Origin of the sequence: Paenibacillus tundrae (assembly GCF_030812775.1) — a bacterium.
Lineage (GTDB): Bacteria > Bacillota > Bacilli > Paenibacillales > Paenibacillaceae > Paenibacillus > Paenibacillus tundrae_A.
On record NZ_JAUSTI010000002.1, the window covers coordinates 218,947 to 241,892 of the forward strand.

19 protein-coding genes and 1 pseudogene are annotated in these 22,946 nt (G+C 45.2%); 2 read left to right on the top strand and 18 right to left on the bottom strand.

The genetic code is table 11. The features are described 5' to 3' along the window. Positions 1-6: 6 nt before the first annotated feature. Entirely contained in the window at positions 7-927 is a 921-nt protein-coding gene (locus J2T19_RS04280) for an ArsR/SmtB family transcription factor (RefSeq protein WP_307214022.1), read from the bottom strand. 201 nt (positions 928-1,128) lie between these two features. On the opposite strand from J2T19_RS04280, the gene arfA reads away from it, so the two are divergent. Then, positions 1,129-2,622 carry an arabinosylfuranosidase ArfA gene (gene arfA / locus J2T19_RS04285; RefSeq protein WP_307213517.1) on the top strand — a complete coding sequence of 498 codons (1,494 nt, stop codon included), beginning with the start codon at positions 1,129-1,131 and terminating at the stop codon, positions 2,620-2,622. A gap of 175 nt (positions 2,623-2,797) precedes the next feature. Here arfA and J2T19_RS04290 read toward each other — a convergent pair whose 3' ends face one another. From J2T19_RS04290 to J2T19_RS04355, 14 genes are all read right to left on the bottom strand, one after another. Then, on the bottom strand, positions 2,798-3,253 hold the full coding sequence (locus tag J2T19_RS04290; RefSeq protein WP_307213519.1) for an NUDIX domain-containing protein: 456 nt from the start codon (positions 3,251-3,253) through the stop codon (positions 2,798-2,800). Between the two features lie 214 nt (positions 3,254-3,467). Next, positions 3,468-3,971: a ClbS/DfsB family four-helix bundle protein gene (locus J2T19_RS04295; RefSeq protein ID WP_307213521.1), complete on the bottom strand. Its 504-nt coding sequence runs from the start codon at positions 3,969-3,971 to the stop codon at positions 3,468-3,470. Positions 3,972-4,180: 209 nt separating this feature from the next. Continuing rightward, complete coding sequence (locus J2T19_RS04300) at positions 4,181-5,179, bottom strand: hypothetical protein (RefSeq protein WP_307213523.1); 999 nt, start codon at positions 5,177-5,179, stop codon at positions 4,181-4,183. Then, entirely contained in the window at positions 5,176-5,670 is a 495-nt protein-coding gene (locus J2T19_RS04305; protein ID WP_307213525.1) for an RNA polymerase sigma factor, read from the bottom strand. The genes J2T19_RS04300 and J2T19_RS04305 overlap by 4 nt, the downstream gene beginning before the upstream one ends. Before the next feature lie 357 nt (positions 5,671-6,027). Continuing rightward, positions 6,028-7,227, bottom strand: a complete 1,200-nt coding sequence (locus J2T19_RS04310) for an MFS transporter (RefSeq protein ID WP_370874810.1) — start codon at positions 7,225-7,227, stop codon at positions 6,028-6,030. A 79-nt stretch (positions 7,228-7,306) separates the two neighbouring features. Further along, positions 7,307-8,530, bottom strand: a complete 1,224-nt coding sequence (locus J2T19_RS04315) for a M24 family metallopeptidase (RefSeq protein WP_307213529.1) — start codon at positions 8,528-8,530, stop codon at positions 7,307-7,309. 4 nt (positions 8,531-8,534) lie between these two features. Further along, positions 8,535-9,368, bottom strand: a complete 834-nt coding sequence (locus J2T19_RS04320; RefSeq protein WP_307213531.1) for an ABC transporter permease — start codon at positions 9,366-9,368, stop codon at positions 8,535-8,537. Beyond that, positions 9,361-10,278 (bottom strand): ABC transporter permease, encoded by a 918-nt coding sequence (locus J2T19_RS04325; RefSeq protein WP_307213533.1) that lies wholly within the window; start codon positions 10,276-10,278, stop codon positions 9,361-9,363. Before J2T19_RS04325 ends, J2T19_RS04320 begins: the two co-directional genes overlap by 8 nt. Further along, positions 10,275-11,405: an ABC transporter ATP-binding protein gene (locus J2T19_RS04330; protein ID WP_307213535.1), complete on the bottom strand. Its 1,131-nt coding sequence runs from the start codon at positions 11,403-11,405 to the stop codon at positions 10,275-10,277. The genes J2T19_RS04325 and J2T19_RS04330 overlap by 4 nt, the downstream gene beginning before the upstream one ends. Positions 11,406-11,471: 66 nt before the next feature. After that, positions 11,472-12,608 (bottom strand): ABC transporter substrate-binding protein, encoded by a 1,137-nt coding sequence (locus J2T19_RS04335; protein ID WP_307213537.1) that lies wholly within the window; start codon positions 12,606-12,608, stop codon positions 11,472-11,474. Positions 12,609-12,717: 109 nt separating this feature from the next. Beyond that, the gene (locus J2T19_RS04340) at positions 12,718-14,694 is read right to left on the bottom strand and encodes a hydantoinase B/oxoprolinase family protein (protein WP_307214025.1); all 1,977 of its coding nucleotides are present in this window, start codon (positions 14,692-14,694) and stop codon (positions 12,718-12,720) included. Further along, positions 14,694-16,736, bottom strand: coding sequence for a hydantoinase/oxoprolinase family protein (locus tag J2T19_RS04345; RefSeq protein ID WP_307214026.1), 2,043 nt, complete (start codon positions 16,734-16,736; stop codon positions 14,694-14,696). The genes J2T19_RS04340 and J2T19_RS04345 overlap by 1 nt, the downstream gene beginning before the upstream one ends. A 23-nt stretch (positions 16,737-16,759) precedes the next feature. Beyond that, positions 16,760-17,509, bottom strand: a complete 750-nt coding sequence (locus J2T19_RS04350) for an FCD domain-containing protein (protein WP_307213539.1) — start codon at positions 17,507-17,509, stop codon at positions 16,760-16,762. Between the two features lie 329 nt (positions 17,510-17,838). Further along, on the bottom strand, positions 17,839-20,100 hold the full coding sequence (locus tag J2T19_RS04355) for a glycoside hydrolase family 3 N-terminal domain-containing protein (protein WP_307213542.1): 2,262 nt from the start codon (positions 20,098-20,100) through the stop codon (positions 17,839-17,841). A 128-nt stretch (positions 20,101-20,228) separates the two neighbouring features. On the opposite strand from J2T19_RS04355, the pseudogene J2T19_RS04360 reads away from it, so the two are divergent. Further along, positions 20,229-20,444: pseudogene (locus J2T19_RS04360) on the top strand (TSUP family transporter); the annotation flags it as partial. 32 nt (positions 20,445-20,476) lie between these two features. Here J2T19_RS04360 and J2T19_RS04365 read toward each other — a convergent pair. From J2T19_RS04365 to J2T19_RS04375, 3 genes are all read right to left on the bottom strand, one after another. Further along, complete coding sequence (locus J2T19_RS04365; protein ID WP_307213544.1) at positions 20,477-20,803, bottom strand: phosphotransferase; 327 nt, start codon at positions 20,801-20,803, stop codon at positions 20,477-20,479. Next, complete coding sequence (locus J2T19_RS04370; protein WP_307213546.1) at positions 20,776-21,189, bottom strand: hypothetical protein; 414 nt, start codon at positions 21,187-21,189, stop codon at positions 20,776-20,778. The genes J2T19_RS04365 and J2T19_RS04370 overlap by 28 nt, the downstream gene beginning before the upstream one ends. Before the next feature lie 150 nt (positions 21,190-21,339). After that, positions 21,340-22,923: a histidine-type phosphatase gene (locus J2T19_RS04375; protein ID WP_307213548.1), complete on the bottom strand. Its 1,584-nt coding sequence runs from the start codon at positions 22,921-22,923 to the stop codon at positions 21,340-21,342. Positions 22,924-22,946: the final 23 nt, after the last annotated feature.

Sequence of the window (22,946 nt, forward strand, 5' to 3'; positions counted from 1 at the left end):
AGCCATTTATTTAGCATCTACTGGTTCATAATAGTACCTGATCAAAATGTCCTGGTTATAGTTCCCAAAACCCTTTCCAAATAACGTAAGTCCACCTCGGCCAGGTACACCTTCTTCTGGGCTTAAGCCAATCGTCCAATATGTAGCGTTATTGAGATTCAAATCATTTATTTTGGTATCCGAAATGCGCTGCCCATCAATAAACGTGCCATCAGCATTGATTCGTAGCACTTTCAGTACACCATACTGGTTCACATCGGAATGCCACCACTGTGGAGTAAGCTTGCCCTTGCGATCCCCAAAGTCACCAGGACTCGTCCACGTTCCAAGAGCATGACCATTCAGCGTAAAACGAATATCCGACGGCCAGTTCTCATTCACTTGAGGAGCCTCCGAGCCAAGCTCTAGTGAGATTTCGATCTCCGTGATTGCCTGATCTTTATATAGATAATTAGGAATCTTATATTCGAGAAACCCGCGTGCTAACCAGAGAATACCTGCATTCACCCGATCCGGATCCATGAAGCATGCTGGCGTATCGTATTGACCAATGATTTGGGTCGTCGTCGCAATCCCGCATGTTGGCCACGCCTCATAATCCGTATATTGCCCTACGGGAATGGATACTTCGTGGTAAGGTGCAGCCATTGGCTCTGGCGATAGATTAATCGTCATAAATTCTTGCTGGATATAACAAAATTTATAGGTTCCACCGTTTTCTCTCCTCATTCGGCTACCAACAATGCCAGCTTTCTGTAACTTACTCACATGGGTACTAACGATGGCTTTGCTCAAATATAGCTCCTCGGCGAGCGCATTGATGTGCATCTCTCTCTTCTGCAGTAATAAACGAACAATATTTAAACGAGCCTCGCTTGCAAGCGCCTCGTAAATGATTAGCGAATTAGCATCCGTACCGAGCATCATGAACTCCACTTCTTTCTCGTTATGAATTCGTTATTTTGCGAACCCTGTAAAATAATCTTGCTCCTAAAAAAGCATTATGATACATATTAGATAACAAATCAATATTTTGATTTTGCTTTTTAACGAATCCAATACATGAATGATGAATAAAACAACTACTAAATCGATCCTATGGAGGTTTTCATTTTGCTTACATCTAAGATGCTTATTGATAAAGATTTTCAGATTGCTGAAGTTGATCCACGAGTTTATGGTTCCTTTGTTGAACATTTGGGACGTGCTGTGTATGGCGGGATTTATGATCCAGGTCATCCAACTGCAGATGCGCAAGGCTTCCGTCAGGATGCGATTGAAGCCATCAAGGCATTGAATGTGCCTATTGTTCGTTATCCTGGCGGAAATTTTGTATCAGGTTACAATTGGGAAGATGGTGTAGGACCTGTAGCGGAGCGTAAACGCAGACTTGAGCTTGCTTGGTGGACCATCGAAACGAACGCGATTGGAACGAATGAATTCGCTGATTGGGCGAAGCTTGTTGGAACCGAAGTGATGATGGCTGTTAATCTGGGTACCCGTGGTATTGATGCGGCAAGAAATCTCGTAGAATATTGTAACCATCCTTCAGGCACATATTGGAGCGATCTGCGTATTTCTCATGGTTACAAAGATCCTCACCAATTCAAAACCTGGTGTCTAGGTAATGAAATGGATGGCCCTTGGCAGATCGGAGCGATGACTGCTCATGAATACGGTAGAATTGCGAACGAAACTGCGAAAGCGATGAAATGGGTTGATCCAAATATTGAGCTTGTTGCATGTGGAAGTTCGAGTCGTGGCATGAGCACATTCGCTGATTGGGAAGCGACGGTTCTTGATCTCTCCTATGAGAACGTAGATTATCTGTCTCTACACGCTTACTATAACAATAATAAAGACAACACGTACGATTTCCTGGCTAGTTCGCTGGATCTAGATCAATTCATCGACAGTGTCGCTTCGATCTGTGATTTTGTGCAAGCAAAGAAACGCAGTAAAAAGAAATTGATGTTGTCCCTGGACGAATGGAATGTCTGGAACTCTATTGGTACGAGCCGTATGGAAGAACGGTGGCAGATTGCACCGCCGGAGTTCGAGGATGTGTACACGCATGAAGATGCGCTGGCGGTAGGTTGCTACCTGATTACCATCCTGAAACATGCGGATCGAGTGAAGATGGCATGTCTTGCACAACTGATCAATGTTATTGCACCAATCATGACTGAGAACAACGGAGCGATCTGGTTCCAGACAACCTACTTCCCGTTCATGCATGCATCCAACTTCGGACGTGGCACCGTACTTCAATCTATCGTATCTTCACCGAAGTATGATTCCAAAGACTTCACGGATGTGCCTTACCTCGAAGCAATCAGCGTGCATGATGAAGAGAATGGCATGATCACCATCTTTGCGGTGAACAGACACCTGGACGAACAGATGGAACTGAATGTAGATCTTCGTTCTTTTGGCGAAACTACATTTGTAGAGCACATTGTATTAGAAAATGATAACCTGAAAGCAACCAATACCAAAACAAACCCACATAACGTTATGCCTCACAACGGCGGACACACGAAGGTAGATCAAGGTAAAGTGCAAGCTGTCCTGAACAAAGCTTCATGGAACGTGATCCGTCTTAAAACCAAGCAAGCCTAATTCACTGGCAGAGTTCGCACGAACGAACCTGCTGCGTCCTCGAAAGCCATGCTGTATATAACGTGTTTCTAACGATACGACAAAGACCTCTAGTCTTCTTACGAAGCTGGAGGTCTTTTTTTGATCTCAAACATTGCAAATGAACTCTGATATTCAGGCCGACTCTTCAAATGAATCATTCTGAGTCTTCATGTTCTTCATTTCCTAGATACATAACGGTTTTCTCTCCAGCAACCAATCGTTGAATCTGCTTTCGTAATTTAGATGGGTTGAGGGGTTGTTCCATTATATCTTGGATCTCCAACCATTCATACGCCTCATGTGCTGGTTCATTGTGCAGATTCGCATGATTCAGCATGCCCCTGTACTTGCATAAAAAAAAGAAATCTACTCGATGAAGAGCTTCACCGTATACACCTTCGTTCACAAACTCCAATGACAACGGCTCTACATCGACTCCTATTTCCTCTGCCACTTCGCGTTTAACAGCATCAGTCAATGCTTCGCCTGCATTCTGAGTTCCGCCAGGTAACGTATAATATACATCCTGATCATCTTTGTGCTTCAAGGCAAGCATTCTTCCATCTTGAATAATCAATGCTTTGGCAGAATTTCTAATCTTTCTTTCCAATTTCAATCCCTCTTTTGTCATTAAACTAATCGAGTTGTTGAGGGTTTTGTCTGCTGGCTTAAGAGTAGTCCCGTTCTCAATAAACGATATGATTAACGATGCCTGACTACCGTTGTGGGTTGCATTACAGAGCTTCAGATTCATTCCGCTTAACTTCACGATTTTATGAAGAAGATTTTAACATATAATACTCAACAAATTCTGAACAATTATGTCATAACTCCTTTGCGATCCGCTCACATTTTTGAATTGCCCACACGTAATGATTGGAAGTGTTAGCAGCAAAGTAACTGTACAAATTGCTTGTTTTCACCCATTTATAATGTTTCTTGGTCATGATTTCTTTGTTGGTATGGCTATGAATAAGCATCATCACTCGTTCGTGGCTCAGCTTTAATTTTTTGATCGCATGATTCAAAGTCACATCTTGATAGTTTTCCCAAATCTGCATATTGAGCTGCGTGAGTGTACTCCACTTAAAGCCAGGTGCAGGCATCGAAGGGACATCCCCATCCATGCCTTCTCGGTACCATCTCTCCAACATGGCATGCCATTCATATAAATGCATCAGCACATCGCGAAAATTTTTGTCTCTTTCCTCTGTTTCAATCGAACGACTTCTTTTGCCTCTAGGCACAGATTCAACGATATGAAGTAATGTTCTGAAATGGTTGTCACTATTGACTAATAACTCTTCTTTTTCACTCGTTTCGATCATGAGCCAAAACTCCTTTTTAGCTTCATCTTAGCATGAGCTGGCTCGTTCTGATAGATATCCTAGTTCTAGATTTTTGACCATTTATAAACAATTATCTAGACCTGTTATGAGAACTCATAGGCATGTTTCAAAAAAAAAAAAAAACAAGCGAGGCACTATCATGCCCTGCTCGTTTTTCATTACGCATACATTCGCTGCGGACGATTTTTTTATTCGCTCAGGCTATCCCAGAACGCTTGGAATGCACCTTGCTCAACTTCCAGGAATACCGGTACATTGCCGTAACGCACTAGACCTTCGCCGAACAATACCAAGGAAACTTGCGTTTTGTCTTGCAGTGTAAGATAGATCATTTTACGATCTTCCTGTCCGTACAATTTCTCTTCAAGCTCTGGGCTGGTTGCAATTGGTTTGGCAGCATTCAATACTGCAACAAAGTCATTCAACGATTCGTCTGCTGGTAGCTGTTGCAGCTCCTGCAATCCGTTGTTCCAGCTTGCAAATGTTTCCCACTGCGCGGCCGTAATATTCCCTTCAATATGCAGCTTACCAATGAGATCGGCACCACTGCTAATCGTGATATCATTGTTTTTATCGAATAATTGTGCGTATACCTGTCCATCAATTTCAGTATAGGACATGATTCGGAAGTCTTGATCGTACCCATTTACTGCATATATGTCTGCTTCACCGATGTTGGAAGCAAGCTCCGTATACTTATCTTGGCCGCTTAGCTCATGGATGCCACCTGTTGTCGTGCCAAGCTTCTCACCACGCAACGCAAGCGCATCCGCACCATCGAGCGATGTCGCTGATTGGGTATAGACATTGCCCTGATAGACGACTAATTGCAGCATGCTTGCCTTAGTTCCTTTTCCATCCGCACTTGGTAATTCCGTTTTTGGAATAACAACTGAATTATCCGATGTATTTGGTGTATTGGTTTCATTCGACTTGTTTGTTTCATTGGAAGCCACGTTGGTCACCGGTGCATTCGGTGTGTTCCATTGCTGCCATACACTAGGCGCGGCTATTCCAATACTCGCAACAATAGCAACGCTGGCTGCGATGTATAGAGGTTTGCGTTGACGCTTTGGTTGCTGGCGGTCTGCATTCACAGTTTGCTCCATCCGTTTTTTCATTTGATCGTCTGTTTTCATCGAATCCACCGCTTTCTTATAATTTCGTCTGAATTGTTCCTCGTTCATAGCTGTTCTTCCCCTTCCAGCTCCAGTTTTAACAACTGTCTTCCCCGCTGTAATCGCATCTTCACTGCTGACTCGCTAATCTGTAGAATAGCGCCGATTTCTCGGATCGGATAATCTTCGTAATAATATAAGTGAACCACCGATCTATATTTGACAGGCAGGGACAGCACAAGTTCAATCAACGCCTGGTCTTCAGGGTTATCCGTTGTGAGAGGATCTGCGCCCTCCAGCTTGACCTCCCGTTTGCGCCAACCTCTGCCTAATAAGGACTTGCAGTGATTGGTGATGACCCGAATTAACCATGCCTTCTGATGCTCTGCGTCGTTGAAGGTGGGGGCTTTTTCTATATATTTGATGAAGGTATCATGAGTAGCTTCCTCTGCGTCCTCTCGTCTGCCGAGGTGTACCATGGCAATCCGGAACAGCGTATCCGCATATGCCTCGTAGATGTTCATCACATGATCGCCCGGCTCGGGCACTGATCGCTGCATGGTGTCTTGCCCTCCTTTATATGTTTAACACTCTTACGGACGACATTTAGTCACATTTTGTTTTTAATATTTTCGAGATGTCCTTGGCATGTACGTAAAATCCGTAACCCAACTGGAGTTTAAAGTCACCAATTGAATCAATTTCATAACTCATTAAAACGAGTTTTATGTAACTAGATATAAGCAGCTAAAGGTATGTTGAAATTGATTCATTTATCAAAACAAAAAAGGCTAATTCGTAGGATACTAATCCCGAAATAGCCTAATGCTCGCATATTATTATTGATCAAATGTTTGTTTAAGTGATCATGTGGTTTCCACTTGTTCGTAACGAATAGCATCCATGATCATTTTTTGCTATTTCAAAGTTGCCTTCGAGGGTCTTTCATCCAGATGGGCAAGGATACTGCACAGGATAATCGCTAGGATGACATAGACAACGATCATACCTACGATCCCCTGCCAGTCCTGTACACTGTACAGCACCCCTCCACCTGTTCCACTAACACTTGAACCAACATAGTAGAAAAATAAGTACAGCGCATTCGCCTGGGATACATGCTGCTTCGCCACAAGACCTACCCAACTGCTTGCGATGGAATGTCCGCCGAAGAAACCAAAGGCGAACAGTGCAAGTCCAATAATTTTCACCCACAAGTCCGAATGAAGTGTACATAGTGCCCCAGCAAGAATGATAACAAGCGTGAGAATAAGAACATGTGACCTGCCGTATCGATCTGCCATTCTCCCCATCCAAGTGCTACTTAAGGTGCCCATAATATATACAACAAACAGGCCTCCAACAACAGATTGACTAAGGCTATACGGCTCTCTAGTTAATTCAAAGCCAATATAGTTAAATACCGTTACAAAGCCACCCATCAATAGAAAACCAAGTCCATACAGACAAAGCAGACGTGGATTACGACATTGGAACCACAAGAGCGGCATAATACGTGAGAAGCTTACAGCACTCTTGACGTAATTACGTGACGGTGGAATAACAAGCCAGAATATCAGAGCAGCGCATAAGCCCAAGACACCTATAAAACCAATAGCTGTCCGCCAACTGAACCAGTCTGTAATCACACCGCTAATAAAACGACCGGCCATGCCTCCAATGGAATTGCCACTGATGTATAGACCCATGGCATACCCCAGACTGGAGGTGTCAATCTCCTCAGCCAAATAGGTCATAGCAGTAGCCGGAAGCCCTGCAAGTGCGACACCTTGAAGGATACGGAGCAATAAAAGCTCCGTAAATCCTGAACTAAACGCGCTCAATATAGCGATTAGAGATGAGATCACCAAAGCAGCGGTCATGATATAACGGCGCCCGACCAAGTCAGACAAAGAGCCCACAAACAGCATCGTAAGTGCCATAGCAACGGTCGTTACGGAGAGGGTTAAGCTAGACTGGGCAGGCGTAATCGCAAAAGCTGTACTGATTTCAGGCATCAAAGGCTGCAAGCTATATAATAATGCAAACGTGATAAATCCTCCGGCAAACAGTGCAAGACTGATGTTTCGAAATGTCGTTGTTCCCTGCTGAATCATTGCATTTTCCAACTTTCTGGCAGGAATGCTCCCTGATCGGCTGTTGCCAGATCGCTTGTGTGAAGCCTTCCATCAATCGTTATTTCGTGAACAGTTTACGCTCCATATGGGTCAGAAACTCAAAACCATCTGGGGTCACGATCACCGTATCCTCGATTTGGAAGCCACCAGCACCAAGCTCGTAGTAAGGCACCTCAACACAAAGTACCATACCGGGCTCCAGAATGTGCTGGTCACCCGGGGAGAGGGTCAGATCATCATACAGCTCCAGGCCAATCGCATGTCCTACATGCTGACGTCGATAATGAGGGATACCTTCGCGTTGTACGCGTGATACCGCTGCATGAAATACGTCTGACGCTTTGACCCCTGGGCGCACATGTTCAAGTGCCGTCTCCCATCCACTTTTTACCGCATCAAAATGTTTTTTCATCCAAGGTGTAGGCTCACCTGCAACCACTGTGCGACCGGTATCTGCCCAATACCCTTCCAGTTGCAAACATAGATCGAAGCGAACCTGGTCACCTGATTCTATCGTGTGGAAATAATTCTCGATCAAAGGCAGTGCGCTTCGTGGCCCTGCGCCTACTGCAGTCATCGCCGGAATCCCACCGCCTTTCATCACGGCCAGTCGATAGTGATCTGCAATCTGTCTCTCATGAATTCCTGCTTCGATCAGATCGATTAATTCCTTCTCAATCTGTTCATTCAGAAGGGCTGCTTCTTGTAGCCGACTCACTTCATAGGATGTTTTGATCAGCCGGATCTGTCGAAACAGGGCATAGGCAGGTATAACGGCTTCATTAGGCACCGTTTTCTTGATACCCTCCAAGATCTGTGGAGCTATCCGCATTTCATCAATTCCGATAGGCTGATGCTCAATACCCAACTGTTTCAGTGCCGCTTGAAGCGCATCTAAAGGACTTTTGTGAATAACTGTGGATTGTAGCAAGGAATAGAACAAGTCAATATCCGGGGTTGAGGGCTTGCCTTCCATCGTGCCTTCCACGAAGAAATCGCTGTATGCAAAAATATCAACGTTCGTTATGCCAAATTGTGCGACTACTCCCAGACGATTGGTCGGGATGATGATACAAGGTCTTGTCGATCGATCCGCAGGAAGTATCGCATAAATTTGCATCGTCCAGTTACTCGCACGCAGCTGAGAGCCAATGACATATTGGATATTCTCCGGTGTAGTCGCAATTAGAGCTGCAATCCCTTTTGTCTTCATCACTTCTTCTGCCCGCTCCCAGTTCAAGCCAGCACTACGAGAACGCTGTTGTGAGCCTGCTTCTTCCATATAATCAAGACCTCCTTTGTTTTTTCCTTCCGCCCAACATGCCTTCCATTTCTGTAAGTGAACGCAGAACCAGCCTAATCAGCAGAAATAGCACCAGCGCAAATACGATTAAAACAACGGATACCACCGCAATCGTAGGGTCTTGCCATTTTTCCATATACAAAAATAACTGAATAGGCAACGTGTAGCTGTCCTGCCGCAAGAGCAATAAAGCAGCTTCGACCTGATCAAATGTAAATACAAATGCAATTGAACCCGAAAGGAGCAAGGACAATTTAAGCTGTGGCAGCGTTATGGTGAAGAATATCCTTATCGGGCTTGCGCCCATATCCGCAGCAGCCTCCCGATATACAGGCTGTAGGTTGGCGAGTGCACTCCCAACGATCGTCAGAACGAAAGGTAGAACAATGACTGCCTCACCCAAAATCAGGGCAAATAAGCCACCTGCAATATGCATTTTGGAAAAGAGAATCAGGTAAGCAATACCCAACGTGATTTTGGGCATGACCATTGGGGAGACGAAGAAAGCCCGCAATAATCCTGATCCACGAAACGGATAGTGTACGATAGCAAGTGAAGCTAGTGTACCCGTTACAAGAGCCAGTAGTACGGCACCTGTAGAAGCTATAAGACTGTTCTTGAACGCATGCAAAAACTGGGTCTGCTCCGCTAGATTAGCGTACCACTTGAGTGTGAACCCCTCTGGTGGGAATTTACTTGCCGATCCCGAGCCTACTGACGTCATCACGATCATAAGTAATGGTAACAGCAGATATACAGCTACCATGCCTGTAAAAACATAGAGTAGCAGCTTCGTAAGTCTGTTAGAGCTAACCATGTGCCTGACCTCCTTTGCGGGAACGTCTAAACATCAGCATGTCCGCGCCTTTGTTGACGATAAGTGAGACAACGATGGAGGATACCAGCAAAAACAAGCTAGCAACGGCTGCCATAGGCCAATTCGTATCCAGTGTTCGCTGATATATGAAAACAGGTAATGTCATTACCCGACCTCCCCCAATAAGCTGAGGTGTGGTGAATGCGGTTAGGCACAGCGTAAATACAATCTGGATACCGCTTGCAATGCCTCTTGCCGATAAGGGCAACGTTATGGTAAAAAAGGTACGCCAACTGCCTGCACCTAGATCCTGAGCAGCTGCTTTGAGGGAAGCATCACTTTGGGATAACACATTCAGGATAGGAAAAACCATAAATGGTAGAAAAATATGAACTAGTGCAACGACAACACCCGTCTCGTTATACATCATGTTGAAGCCTTCTTCGCTAATCCCTAGATGAGTGAACAACCAGTTCATCATCCCTTGTCTTGATAAGAGCAACTGCCATCCATAGGATCTCACAACCGCACTAATCAGTAAGGGTAGAAACGTTAATAGGAGCAACCACTGCTTCAAGCCTGGTTTCTTCAGGCCCGCGATGGTATAAGCCAGTGGATACGCAAGCAGAACACTCCACAATGTAACCTTGAATGCAATCCGAAACGTCGTCCCAATCAGTTTCCAGTAATAAGAGTCCGTTAGAAAAGCACGGTATGAAGCCCAGTCCCATCCCCGAATTAATTTGCCGTTCTCATAAATGTCGAAGCTGTATCTGCCAAAGATCAGCAAGCTACCGAGATAGACGACTCCCATCAACGCTAAAGCAGGCACGAGCAGAAGAAACTGGGTCAACCAGTGACGATGCTGAGAAGAATACAAATGGACAACGCGTTCAGTTACCCGTTTCATGATCTATTCTCCTGATTCGATTCAGGCTCAGGTTCAGATAGCAACAGTGCATCATCCGGGTCAAATCCAATCCGTACGATATCACCTGGTGCATATCGAGATGCACCTCGCTGATGCAGAACGGTCGCCTGAATACGTAATTCGGATGTTATTTCCAAAGTGTAGCGTATACTTGCGCCTCCATACACGCTCTCAATCACCCTGCCTTCGAAGGAATTCACACTGCCCTCGGCTTCGGCACCAAGACGAATATACTCATAACGTAACGACAGTACGGATGGTGTACCCGTTGGTTGGGCGCTTCCTCCCCTGTTTTCTTTCACAATAAGTGTATGACCGAAACAATCAACGCGAACAACCTCTCGATCTGCTCCTAATACGGTTACGTTGATAAGGTTCGTATCCCCGATGAATTTCGCTACAAAATGATCCGCAGGATTCTCATAAATCTCATCAGGCGTCCCATATTGCAGCAGTTTTCCACTTCGCATGACACCAATTCGATCAGACATATTCATCGCTTCGCTCTGGTCATGCGTGACAAAAATGAATGTGCCTCCGAACTCCCGCTGAATACGTTTCAGCTCATGCTGCATATCCAGGCGCAACTGCATATCAAGCGCAGAGAGCGGTTCATCAAGTAACAAAACCTCTGGCCGGTTAACTAGCGCACGGGCTATGGCCACACGCTGAGCTTGTCCTCCCGACAGTTGCGAGATAGCTCGGTTGCTGTAATCTCCAAGCTGGACTAATTCAAGCATTTCATAGACTTGCCGTTTAATCTCCGCCTTCGGTGTTTTTTTCACCTTAAGACCATATGCAATATTGTGGAATACATCCATATGAGGAAACAGTGCAAGCTGCTGGAATATCATGTTACTGTTGCGACCATAAGCAGGAACTCCCGTGACATCGCGCCCTCCCAGTAAAATGACCCCTTCATCTGGCTGTTCAAGCCCACCCAACATGCGTAGCAGTGTTGTTTTGCCACATCCACTTGGCCCCAGAAGGGAGACGAACTCTCCCTTTTGAACCTGAAGCGTTACCTGATCAACGGCGGCTCGCTCTCCATATGTCTTCCTGACACCTTTCGTTTCAATGGAAACGGGTTCTCGTCCGCTGTTCATTCTATTCCTCCAATCTACCCAGTTTGGTTTACGAATAGATTTCAGGCCGTGTCAGACACGCCCTAATTATTGCAGCTTCGTTTTCACAAGACGATCCCACAATTCTTTCCAAGCAGAGCTGTTCTGTGCCAGCTTGTCCCAATCCGGATTAATGCCGTTACTTTGTGTTTCAACGGAGAAGGAAGGATCATCCTTATACTTGTCTGGTACCGTTGCAGTAGTGCTAGTTACAGGCGTTCCGGTAGCATCTGCATAACTTGTCAGCGATTCAGCATTCAGCAACTCATTAATGATCTCGTTAGCCACCCGAGTCTGTTCAGGTGTCGATCCTTTGACGACTTGCAGTGAATACGGGAAGGAAATCGCTCCTTCTTCAGGATAAGCAACAGCTAGAGGAGAACCTGCATCAATCCATGTCTGAGCAACTTGTGCACTGAACGGGGCAATAAGAGCATCGCCTGATTCCAGAAGTGCTTTTAACTGATCATTAGATGTGACCAGTGTACCAATCTGATCGCTATGATCCGCCACGTACTGGAATGCAGGCTCTGGATGTTCATATGTAGCACCAATCTCTTGGCCTTTAACCGCAATTAATGGTGAGATGTAAGAATAGAACATGTAATCCCACAGAGCAGTTTTCCCTTTGAATTGCTCATTCTCCCATAGGTCATTCCAACTCGTTGGCGGTGTTTGAACAAGATCTTTGTTATACACTAATGCAAAGCTGGATACACCCCAGACGATCCCTTTATTATCCGGCTGATGAAACTGTTCAGGAATATCCTTTATATTCGTCACAATGCTTGTATCAAGTGGTTCCCACATATCATCGTTCAGACCTTTCGCCGTAGCGTCGGCATTGAAGTAACCGAAGTTAACGATTGGATCGTCAGGATTCGCTTGTTTGCCGGCAACCATCTTCGGATACATTACAGCGTTAGTGGATTCTTCAAACGTTACTTCTACGTTTGGATGTTCTTTCACGTATTCAGCAACAACTTCTTTTGGTACAACATCCTGATTGGAACCAGCCCAAATGAACATCGTGAGCTTCACCTTTTCCCCACCAGATTCTGAAGCATCCGTTCCTTCGGAAGAATTGCTCGTATTACTCGCTCCCCCGCAAGCTGAGAGTACGAGTGAAGCAGCCAGTGTGAGAGAAGCTAAACTGAGAAAACGATTCTTCTTTGATCTAAACATATTGAATTTCCCCCATCGAATAAGTGATATAGGCCAACAAAATCATCTGATTAAATCTATTTCGTTGATGTGTTTCAATAAAACGTGAACTTTTTCTTCGTTTTCTTTCTCATTGAAGCCCAATCTGCTGTCGCAACTCTTCCATCATTTCAGGTATATCGTGAGGCCTTAGGGAAGCATTGCCTGCGAATCTCTGTTCAGCAGCATTCATCGTCCGACGTTTCAAGTAATCACGAAGAGCAAGCGGATAGTTGTTCAAGGCATTGACCAAAGCCAGCTGCATCTCATCACTCCACAACGTTTCATACTTCTCTCTCGTAAGACCGTAGTTGAAGTCCTTCGTCTCCTGCTGACGTTTATTAACACGCTCCACCCGAGTCTGCTCCTCATCCAACGCTAAATCTCGAATCACAACCCCGTACCGTTCGAATGCCTGATGAGTCGATACTAGCCCACTTCTTACATCCTTCAGCACGAGTTGGACATCTCGTTCCATAGGATCGCCATATCCGCCGCCACCTTGCGATAGAAAGGTAACCGTATCTCCCGGCTGTAGAAGCAGTTCATCAATTCTACCCAACTGCTCTTCGCTATCAAGACCAACATTCAGAATAGCCTCACCGTGTGTACCCACACCGCCTCCAAGCCTCCCCCATGGTTGGAACTCCATACGTTCCATATTTCTTGCTGTCATCACCGTATCTGGTGTTCGAATCCGAACACGAAGCTCAATCCCACTTCCACCGCGGAAGGTTCCTGCTCCTGCCGAATCTGGACGTAGACCATAATGTTCAATCATGACGGGCATCTCAGCCTCCACGGTCTCGGCTGGAATATTACGCAGATGACCTACTGCAAAATCCATACCATCAATACCATCCTTCATCGGTCTCGCACCTGATCCACCACAGATCGGCTGTATGACACCGACCTTCTTCTTCCCGTCGTTGGCATCAGTCATGGCCATCATGACGATGCAAGCTTGCCCGGCTCCTGCTGCTGGTACTTTGCTCGCTTGTGCTTTACTCAATGCTCCGGTGATTACATCCATCAGGCGAATAAAGGTTGCCGCCCGAGCGCCGACCGCTGCCATCGGCTCTGGATTAAGAATGGAGGCTGGCGGTGCATAATTGCGTACTAGTCGAATCATGCCAGAGTTCCACGGAATAGTTGGATCAAGTGTACGAAAATAACGGATAAGAGCAGGCACCAGCATATAGTGTCCTTGTTGGTTATGCGTTGGAATGTTAAACGATGCCCTGACCTGTGGATCGGAACCATTGAAATCGAGATAGATATCGCTCTTGTGGATTGTCATGCTGCATCGCAGACGAATCGGATATCCGCCTGGTCCCTTTTCAAGGTAATCCCAGAATTCATATGTTCCATCTTGAATGTCACTGACAATAGCACGCGCTTTCAGCTCCGCATATTGCAGTAATTGCTCAATGCCCTGTTCTACCCGCACTGCACCATATCGCGTAATCAGTTCGCCAATCCGCTGTTCTCCCCGATTTAATGCCGCCATGAGTGCTCTGAGATCACCCAAATTCTGTTCAGGAATGCGGCTGTTATCCAGAAACATGCGCTGTACAGTTTCATTAAGAACGCCAGCCTCATATAATTTAATCGGCGCGATCCGAATGCCTTCCATATGAATATCATAAGCGCTGGGAGATACACTTCCAGGCACCTTGCCGCCAACATCTGATGAATGCACAAAGCACATTCCATATGCAATAATGCGTCCTTCATAGAAGAAAGGCTTGATAAGATGCATATCTGGAAGATGGGTTACCATGCCTTGCGTAGCATAGGGATCATTGCAAATGACGATATCGCCCTCTTGCCAATCTTTCACGCTCTGTATTGTTGCAGCAGCGGGGATTCCAAGAGACAGATTGTATCCCGTTTCAAGTGGGGAGCCAAATGTCTCACCTGTTGGGGACAGTAAGTATGTTCCAAAGTCACCGGTTTCTTTGACAAAAGCAGTAAAGCCCGTGCGTAACACAACATTCGCCATCTCTTCAACGGTTGCTTGAATCCGATTATTGAAGATTTCGAGAAAAACTTTATCCACGATCATCATTGCATCTCTCCAATCAAATTCCCGTGAATATCTCTAAACACCTTAAAACCTGCGGGAATAAAAATGGTCGTATCATATTCCTCAATAATGACGGGTCCCTGCATTACATCATCGAGAGGAATCTGTGTCCGGGTACACACCTTAGCTGTTCTGGGAATGTTGTCAAAAACAATCATGCGTTCTTCTGGTTCATTCTCATCCAACGATTGGTGAGCTTCCACTGCATGATCTATGCTATTGTTCGATGGCACAACGCCTACAACACTTACTCGAAGACTGATAAACATAACCTCAGCCTCGGCCTGACTAATACCGAATACATGTTCATAATGTGAGTGGAATTTGGCTACGGCGAGCTCTGGGTTATTAATCTCTTCAGGTGTAAGTGCAATTTCTAGATCGAATGCCTGTCCCTCATAACGCATATCAGCACTGAATAAGCAGTATACGGTCTCCAGCTTCAAGCTTCCTTGGGCTTCCTCTTGAACCCAGCTCCGTCCCTTATGTTCTAATGCCTCGAAATGGTTAGCCAATTCTCCTAAAGCCAGAGCCTGACTGTTCTGGTGTAACGAAAAAACGAAATCATTCCGCAAGTTGGCTACCGTACATCCCATGGCGCAAAGCGTTCCCGGTGATGGTGGAATGAGCACTCTGCGTATTCCTACCTCCCGAGCCATCAAAAAGGCATGCATCGGTCCAGCACCGCCGTAAGCAAGTAGGGTAAAATCACGTGGATCAACACCCTTTCGTGCCATTAACGGTGAGAATTGGGCGTACATATTCGCCGTCGCTACATCTAGAATAGCTTGAGCCGTTTGTGTTGCATCCAGCCCCAGCGTGTTACCTAGTCGATGAAGAGCACTTGTTGCAAGCTCTGGATGAAGTTGCATTTGTCCACCTAAGAAACGATCTGCTTGCAGAATGCCTAGCTGAAGATAGGCATCTGTTGTGGTTGGGTCAAGCCCTCCCCTGTCGTAACAAGCTGGTCCTGGACTTGCTCCTGCACTGCGAGGTCCTACCTTAAGGACACCCACTGAATCGAGCCAGGCAATTGAGCCCCCACCCGCACCGATCGCCGTTACATCAATTGCAGGAATAATGACTGGGAAATCCCCTACCTTGTTGTCGGTCGAAAATGCGGGGTATACATCAATGAGAGCCACATCGACACTTGTACCACCCATATCAAACGTAATTACTTGTTCAATCCCTGCGGTATGTGCGATATGCGTTGCTGCGATGACACCTGAAGCAGGACCAGACAACAACGTACGGACAGGTTCACTTGCTGCACTTGAGGCTGTCATCATGCCACCATTAGACATCGTTGATAGCAGATTGGCCTTTAACCCGTATGCTTGTATACCTTCTTGTAACCTTTGAAAGTACGATCCCATTCGTTCCCCGACATAAGCGTTCATCGTCGTAGCAAGTGTGCGCTCAAACTCTCGCTGCTGCGGCCATATCGTGCTGCTGCTGCATACAAAAAGATGGGGATGTCGCTGTTTAATCCGTTCTTCTGCTTGTTTCTCATGAGCAGGATTAACATAAGCATGCAAGAAGCTGATCGCTAGAGCCGTAATCCCTTCTTCTACTAATTCATCCACAGCCTGTAGGAGCTGTTCTATAGACAGTGGGTGCAGCACTCGACCACTTGCCAGGACCCGTTCATCGATTTCCTTAACCAGATGTCTTGGGACAAGTGCCTCCGTTTTGTCGCCGTACAGATTGGTTGTATCTTCTAATCGCAACCTACGAATTTCGAGAATGTCACGAAACCCCTTCGTTACCAGAAGTCCCGTTTCTGCACCATTTCGCTCAATTAGCGTGTTGACCCCAAGAGTTGTCCCATGGACAAACAGATCGATGTCTTGGATATCCACACCGCGTTCTTTAAGCTGATCAAGTGCATTAAAAATGGCCTGTTCAGGCGCTGCAGCCATGGATGGTGTCTTGAGGGCGGTGACGATTCTTCCCTGGTCGTCAGTGACCAGAGCATCCGTAAATGTGCCTCCGATATCAACGCCTAAACGGTACATGGTGTCCAAAAGCTCAGCTCCTTTTAAACCAAATCTATAGGTTTTATTTTGTTTTTCATCGCAAAGTATCGTTTGACATCTTCGATCATCTGGTTGATGTGATTGACCATGGCTGCCTCAGCTCGTTCCGGTGAACCAGAAGCCACTGCATCTAATATTTCCTGATGATCTACAACGAGTTCGCTTCCAACGGTTCGCCGAATGTATGCCGTCTCCAAGAAATCACGACTAGTCTCCCATACCAGTTCGACGGCATGCAGCAAGATCTGGTTCTGAGCTGCATAAGCCAGAAGTCTATGAAACTCCCGATCTTCTTCATACGGAATCATGTTATCTGCCAGCCTGCGGTTCTGTACCGTAATCGACTCTTTCAGCAATTCAATATATTCCTTCGTGGCACGCTGGGCGGCCAATGAAGCAATCTCCCTCTCAAGTGCTCTTCTTGCTACAAGAACGTCCAGCAGTGCTTTCTCACCTGAGTGATTTAACATCTGGATAAAGCGCATGTTTACATTTTTTTGCTGCAATTCACGTTCAAGTGTTTTCATCCGTTCTTGTCCTTCTTCTGTCAGTACTCTTCCCTTACGTCCTTGAAGTACCGTATATCCGTCCATATCCAACTCCATCAATCTTCGACCAATCGTAGCCTGACTCAAATTATGGCTTTTGCCAAGTGTATGTACGAGCGTGCTTGCACCAATAGGAGTACTAGCCTCATGAAGCTGCTTCAGCAATTCATATTCTAGCTCTAATTCCAATAATTCAGGAGACACCTGATCCCCTCCCTTATATTCTCTATTCAAAACTATTACTCACTGATGATTAACAAAATTATAATATTATCTCCTAATTTTTTCAATAATCTTGATATAATTAGTATGAGTTATTTAGAATATGTTTTTCATGAAGAACGTACTGGTACTCTAAACTACGTCAAAAACAAAGAAAAACCGCGCCGGGCGCGGTTTTGTAGTCAACTACGACGTTGAATTCTTCTGTTTCCCATTTGCATTAACTATACTTCTTCTCATCTGTCGCTAATCATATATTCTAACTATTATTCACGAATCTTTAGCTGTTTATTTGAGACAGTGAGATGGCTTCAATTCTGTTCCACCGATAACTTACCACCAGCCTCAAGCTGACCAAGTAACACCTTGATTCCTGCTAACGTATTAGGTTCCTGCTTCCCGTACACAGCCAAGGCTGAGCGTACGTTCTGTAGATAGATGGTCTCGTAGGGATTCCCAAGTGACAACAACGTATATCGCTGATTACGCTTGTTCATCTCATCAATCAAGACCTGGTAATCGTTCCAGCCGAACGCACTAGCCACATTACGGAATTGATAGGAAGCAAGAATCACGTAGTCTGCTTTGGCAAACGCTTGTAGTGATTCCTTTGAATTCCTTTGGGGCAGAACGGATATGCTCGTTTGGATCGACAGGTTGCTAGCCGATTGTTGGAGTTGTTTCTCCAGCTGTTGTGCCTGTTGTTCATCGGCTGCGACTATCACAACCTGATCACCTTTGTTTATTGAATCAACTTGCTTCCCTTTTCGACTTGCCAAGACAGTAACTGCTTGCTCTGCAATTTCCCGTTCCACGTTGCGATGCTGACTCGATCCGATCACCCGGTTCAGCTCTGCAAGTTTAACGGAGAGTGACGGGCTGCGGTCAAACAATCCATATTGGGATTTGGCTTCCAATATTCGCGTGACAGACGCTTGGATGGTTTCTTTCGGGATCGTACCCTTCAGCACCGCATTTACCAATGTTTGATGAGCTGCTGCTGAATCTTGTGGCATAAGGATGATGTCTACCCCAGCGGAAACTGCACGTTCTACCGCCTTATTCTCCCCAAAATGCTCCGCAATCGCCTTCATTGTAAAAGCATCTGAGATGATCAGTCCATCATATCCAAGTTCATCCCGAAGCAGACCCGTGAGAACCTTCTTAGATAATGTAGCGGGTACCGATACTTTTTGGCCATCTTTTAGAGAAGTCATTAGCTCATTATCGATCGCAGGGAACGCAATGTGTGCGGTCATAATCATATCGACCCCATTGTTAATGGCATCTCTGAACGGCTTCAGTTCGACGACATCCAGTCGTTCACGCGGATGTGTCAACACCGGCATACCCAGATGAGAATCTATCGCTGTATCCCCGTGACCTGGAAAATGCTTCACTGCGGCGATGACGCCTGATTCCCTCAATCCTTTTATCATGGCCAGACCAAGCCGTGACACCATATCAGCATTCGAGCCAAAGGAGCGTATCCCGATAATCGGATTGTCCGGATTGCTGTTAATGTCGAGAACAGGTGCAAAATTAACCTGAATTCCTAGTGCCTTCAGTTCCTCTCCTGTCAATTGAGCAGCAGATTCAGCTAGCGCTGTACTTCCGGTTGCACCGAGTGCCATCTGTCCCGGCAGATTCGTACCGCCAGGAATTCTTTTAATGACGCCGCCTTCTTGATCGATCCCAAGAAATAGAGGAATGTCACCTGCTTCTGCCTGCAGATCATGTGTAAATGTAGCAACTTGCCGGGCATCCACGATATTTTTGTCAAAAAGAATAAGTCCACCTAGATCCTGTTCATGGATATTCCGCTTCAGACCTTCATGTAACGTCGTCGTGACTTTACCATTCCATTGCCTAATGTCTGGCATCAGCATTTGACCAACTTGTTCACTTAACGTCATATACGAGATCAATTTATCCCAGTCTTGAGCCTGTATAGCTTGTTCACGCTCAAAGCGGATAACACGGGACATAAATACAGCATACTCAGCGCGTGTGACGGATCGATTCGGCCGATAGGTTCCATCTGCATATCCACCAACCAAACCATTGGAGCTCAACATGAGAATGGGTGCAGCTGCCCAATGAGACTCCGTATCTGTCCAACTTGCCGATTGCTTCCCTTCTTCCAAGGGATAGGCTCGCGTTAGGAATGATGCCGTTTCAGCACGGCTAATGGGTGCATTAGGGCGAAAAGTACCATCTGGGAACCCACTCGCCAGTCCATTCTTGGCAGCTATCGTGATCTCGCGATAGAAGGGATGTGTCGTTGGAACATCTGAGTAAGTACCCCCTTGCACAGGCTGCTGAAGCTCGTCTGGATATAACTCTCGTACCATAAAAGTGACAGCTTGCGCCCTCGTTACAGACTTCTCCGGCTGAAATCTACCGTTACCGTAGCCCGCTACTGTCCCGCGTTCAGCCATATACTGAATGCCATCTTCTGCCCATTTGGAATACTGTAAATCCGTAAATCGTGACTCTGCACCTGCGTTTCCTGCCCATATGAGCATGGAACCAAGAATCGTACTAAGTAGTGTCATGCATTTTACAAACATCTGGTTTCCACTCCTGTTGCTGTTCTATTCTTCCTATTTAGACGCTATGTGCACATATTTTGTTGCTCTTACATTTCATTTTCTAGATCAATATACGCAGATCACCGGACACGATGCAGTTCTTACAATCAGCGATAATATGTATTGGTTCCACACCATTTATACAGTTGGGTCTTATGCTGCTGTTAGGGATGTCAATGCGTTATGCGGCAGGTACAACGATGCTCGTAATCATTCCAATTGCATTAGCCGGTGGTGCCGGTTATATGAAGATCGGTTACCTCGATCTGCAATTGCTGCTGGCTGTTGTGATCGGAACCATGTCCGGTTCATATGTCGGAGCATAGTACCATTTCTAATCTACGAACACACTTACTTAATAATCTATCAGTTTTTGCAAAGTCCGTATGTTTTCCTGCAGAAACTCTTTATTTTGCTCAATTCCTCTATTCTTACACCATACTACTGCGCTGAAAGCATCATAAAAATCATAAAATGGAATTACTCTTTCCAAGTCGATCATTGGACGAATCGTTTGATACCCCTCAAGGTATGCGGATTTCATGTGCGGGTTCACTTCCCATATGTATCGATTCATTTTGGTGAATTCTATTTCTGTGGAACCTGCTCGCGCACTCTCAAAATCAATAATTCCCGCAACCTCATTACCATTAACTAATATATTTCCTGGTCTAAAGTCCATGTGAACAACAACAGGCCCATCGGTTCAGGTAATGCAGAGAAAGCATGATCAAAATAACGTATACACTTCTCATATAAGGCTTGAACAAGAATTTCTTTACACGGCTCTTTCCATTTATCAAAATTGTGTTGAATATGTAATCTCCAATCATTCTGCTCAAGTGGCTTAAATCCCTCAGTTGTATGATAGCCGTATTGCTGCATGTTCACTTCATGAAGCTTTGCATGATACATACCTATCTGAAAAGAAAGCTTATCATCCATATCTGCTGTGCAAGGCACGCCCGAAATTGCCGTGAGAAGCAGTGCTCCCGGTGTACTCTCATCTCCGTACAAGTCTTTATGAAAACACGAAAAATCCCCTTCAATAGGCAAGAACGAGTCCATCTAAACTAGATAGTCACTCCTTCTTTTCTACTATAAGGGGATAAAATGATTAACATGTCTTATGAGTTTACTAGAGAACAGTTGTACTGCATATGAGATTTAATTCAATCAAAATTAGACATTATAGAAATAACATTTTCAATCCACAATTTAGAATTTTGTCTCTAGAAGCTCAATATTGTCTTCCAGACTGCTGTTCATGTCTACGCCAACCTTCTCAAGCTTCGTCTCATAATACGTTTTCACATCTTCCCATTTATAATACGGGTAGCTCTTCGTTTCGATCGGAAAGGCGATTTCCTCTTCATTTCTCAGCATCTTCACCATATAATCCTCACCATTGGAATACAGTATCCACTGAATATTAGCTCCCATTGGAGAAATCTCAGCACCATTCCAGTTCTCTGCCACTTTCTCCGGGTTGTCTACACTAACATTCGCTCCTTCAATATCCAAGAATGAAGATAACGGAATAATCGTTTCTGCATGCGCAAATCGGAAAATTCCCGCCGTGTCCTTTTTCTCAATGGACTGTTCAGTAGATACGAGCAGCTCTTTCACGAGTGGTGCAGCGATATTTTGAGGTAGATCTGTCGAAGTTAGGGAAGGCCCTTTCTCGTAAAAGTCTTGAATACTATCTAAGCTTTCATACCATTTCAATTGGTTAGTCGTGAAGTATCTTCCGAATTCTAAGTTACCTTCTTCTTTCAGGTTCGAAGAGATGATATACAACTCATATAAATTGGATGCTGCTTCGGTAGGATTGCTTAGCTTCACTTTTCCTTTCTCGTCCTTCAATTGGAACTCACCTGCATCTAACCTCTGATAGAAACGATCAGAGAACAAAGGAGACAGCAGCTCCTTCGCATACGTTGTTCCTTTTTCCTGTGTAGCATAATTCTCGTACATCTTAACCCATTCACCATCTTCGGCAAATTCATTGTATTTCGTCGCTAGATCATACGGACGCAGATATGGGTCGCTTCCTTCTACAAAAGCGGAGGAGAGAATGTCCACCTTCTTGTCACCTAAGCTCTCTTCTAAGCCTTCAATAAATTGATCTCTGCTCTGCGGAGTTCGATCCTTGAAGGTTGCTTGCGCAATGACCTTTTTATCATCGGTGAAGATATCCTTGAAATTGCGCCCTAGTCTAGATCCGATGCCTTTCAATTCTTCACCGCCAGAGATCGACAATAATCCATAGTGATCTTTCTCGATGTCCATAAGCTTGGCAATTTCTTTCTTGAGCTCTTTGCCCAAATTCGTGATCTGCCCATCCTTTTCAGCAATGCTGAGTAGTTCATACAACGTCTTATCATACTTGGAACTGGACAAATGTCTTGAGCCATGTCTTCCTACCAAATTAATAAAGACCGGCTTATACCCGGCTGGCGCCTCTGAATAACTTGTTGTATTGTCAAAAGGATAAGGTGTTTTCGTACCACGATAACCTTGTGTATCATTCATTTTCTGCCCAACGAATACGGATTGTGTCCGCTCGTCCCAGTCTACCTTTTTACCAAGCGCTTCCCCAATAACTCGAGCGGGAATATAAGTAATTCCGTTATAGACAAAAGACTCACCATCCATTTTCTGTCCATCCACAACGACATTTACCGCTTGCTCCGATACTTCAATCGTGCGCTTAATACCTGCACCGTACACATCAAATACACCGATCGATGTTAGCATCGTGAGTGAAACTACTGAAATTCCGATTTTTTTAATGTTCATTTTCGTTGATTTTCCCCTTAGTC

Coding starts and splice junctions, on each gene's coding strand:
- J2T19_RS04280 (WP_307214022.1), bottom strand. CDS start 927: ATGATGCTCGGTACGGATGCTAATTCGCTAATCATTTACGAGGCGCTT.
- arfA (WP_307213517.1), top strand. CDS start 1,129: ATGCTTATTGATAAAGATTTTCAGATTGCTGAAGTTGATCCACGAGTT.
- J2T19_RS04295 (WP_307213521.1), bottom strand. CDS start 3,971: ATGATCGAAACGAGTGAAAAAGAAGAGTTATTAGTCAATAGTGACAAC.
- J2T19_RS04300 (WP_307213523.1), bottom strand. CDS start 5,179: ATGAACGAGGAACAATTCAGACGAAATTATAAGAAAGCGGTGGATTCG.
- J2T19_RS04305 (WP_307213525.1), bottom strand. CDS start 5,670: ATGCAGCGATCAGTGCCCGAGCCGGGCGATCATGTGATGAACATCTAC.
- J2T19_RS04310 (WP_370874810.1), bottom strand. CDS start 7,227: ATGATTCAGCAGGGAACAACGACATTTCGAAACATCAGTCTTGCACTG.
- J2T19_RS04315 (WP_307213529.1), bottom strand. CDS start 8,530: ATGGAAGAAGCAGGCTCACAACAGCGTTCTCGTAGTGCTGGCTTGAAC.
- J2T19_RS04320 (WP_307213531.1), bottom strand. CDS start 9,368: ATGGTTAGCTCTAACAGACTTACGAAGCTGCTACTCTATGTTTTTACA.
- J2T19_RS04325 (WP_307213533.1), bottom strand. CDS start 10,278: ATGAAACGGGTAACTGAACGCGTTGTCCATTTGTATTCTTCTCAGCAT.
- J2T19_RS04330 (WP_307213535.1), bottom strand. CDS start 11,405: ATGAACAGCGGACGAGAACCCGTTTCCATTGAAACGAAAGGTGTCAGG.
- J2T19_RS04335 (WP_307213537.1), bottom strand. CDS start 12,608: ATGTTTAGATCAAAGAAGAATCGTTTTCTCAGTTTAGCTTCTCTCACA.
- J2T19_RS04340 (WP_307214025.1), bottom strand. CDS start 14,694: ATGATCGTGGATAAAGTTTTTCTCGAAATCTTCAATAATCGGATTCAA.
- J2T19_RS04345 (WP_307214026.1), bottom strand. CDS start 16,736: ATGTACCGTTTAGGCGTTGATATCGGAGGCACATTTACGGATGCTCTG.
- J2T19_RS04355 (WP_307213542.1), bottom strand. CDS start 20,100: ATGTTTGTAAAATGCATGACACTACTTAGTACGATTCTTGGTTCCATG.
- J2T19_RS04365 (WP_307213544.1), bottom strand. CDS start 20,803: ATGGACTTTAGACCAGGAAATATATTAGTTAATGGTAATGAGGTTGCG.
- J2T19_RS04370 (WP_307213546.1), bottom strand. CDS start 21,189: ATGGACTCGTTCTTGCCTATTGAAGGGGATTTTTCGTGTTTTCATAAA.
- J2T19_RS04375 (WP_307213548.1), bottom strand. CDS start 22,923: ATGAACATTAAAAAAATCGGAATTTCAGTAGTTTCACTCACGATGCTA.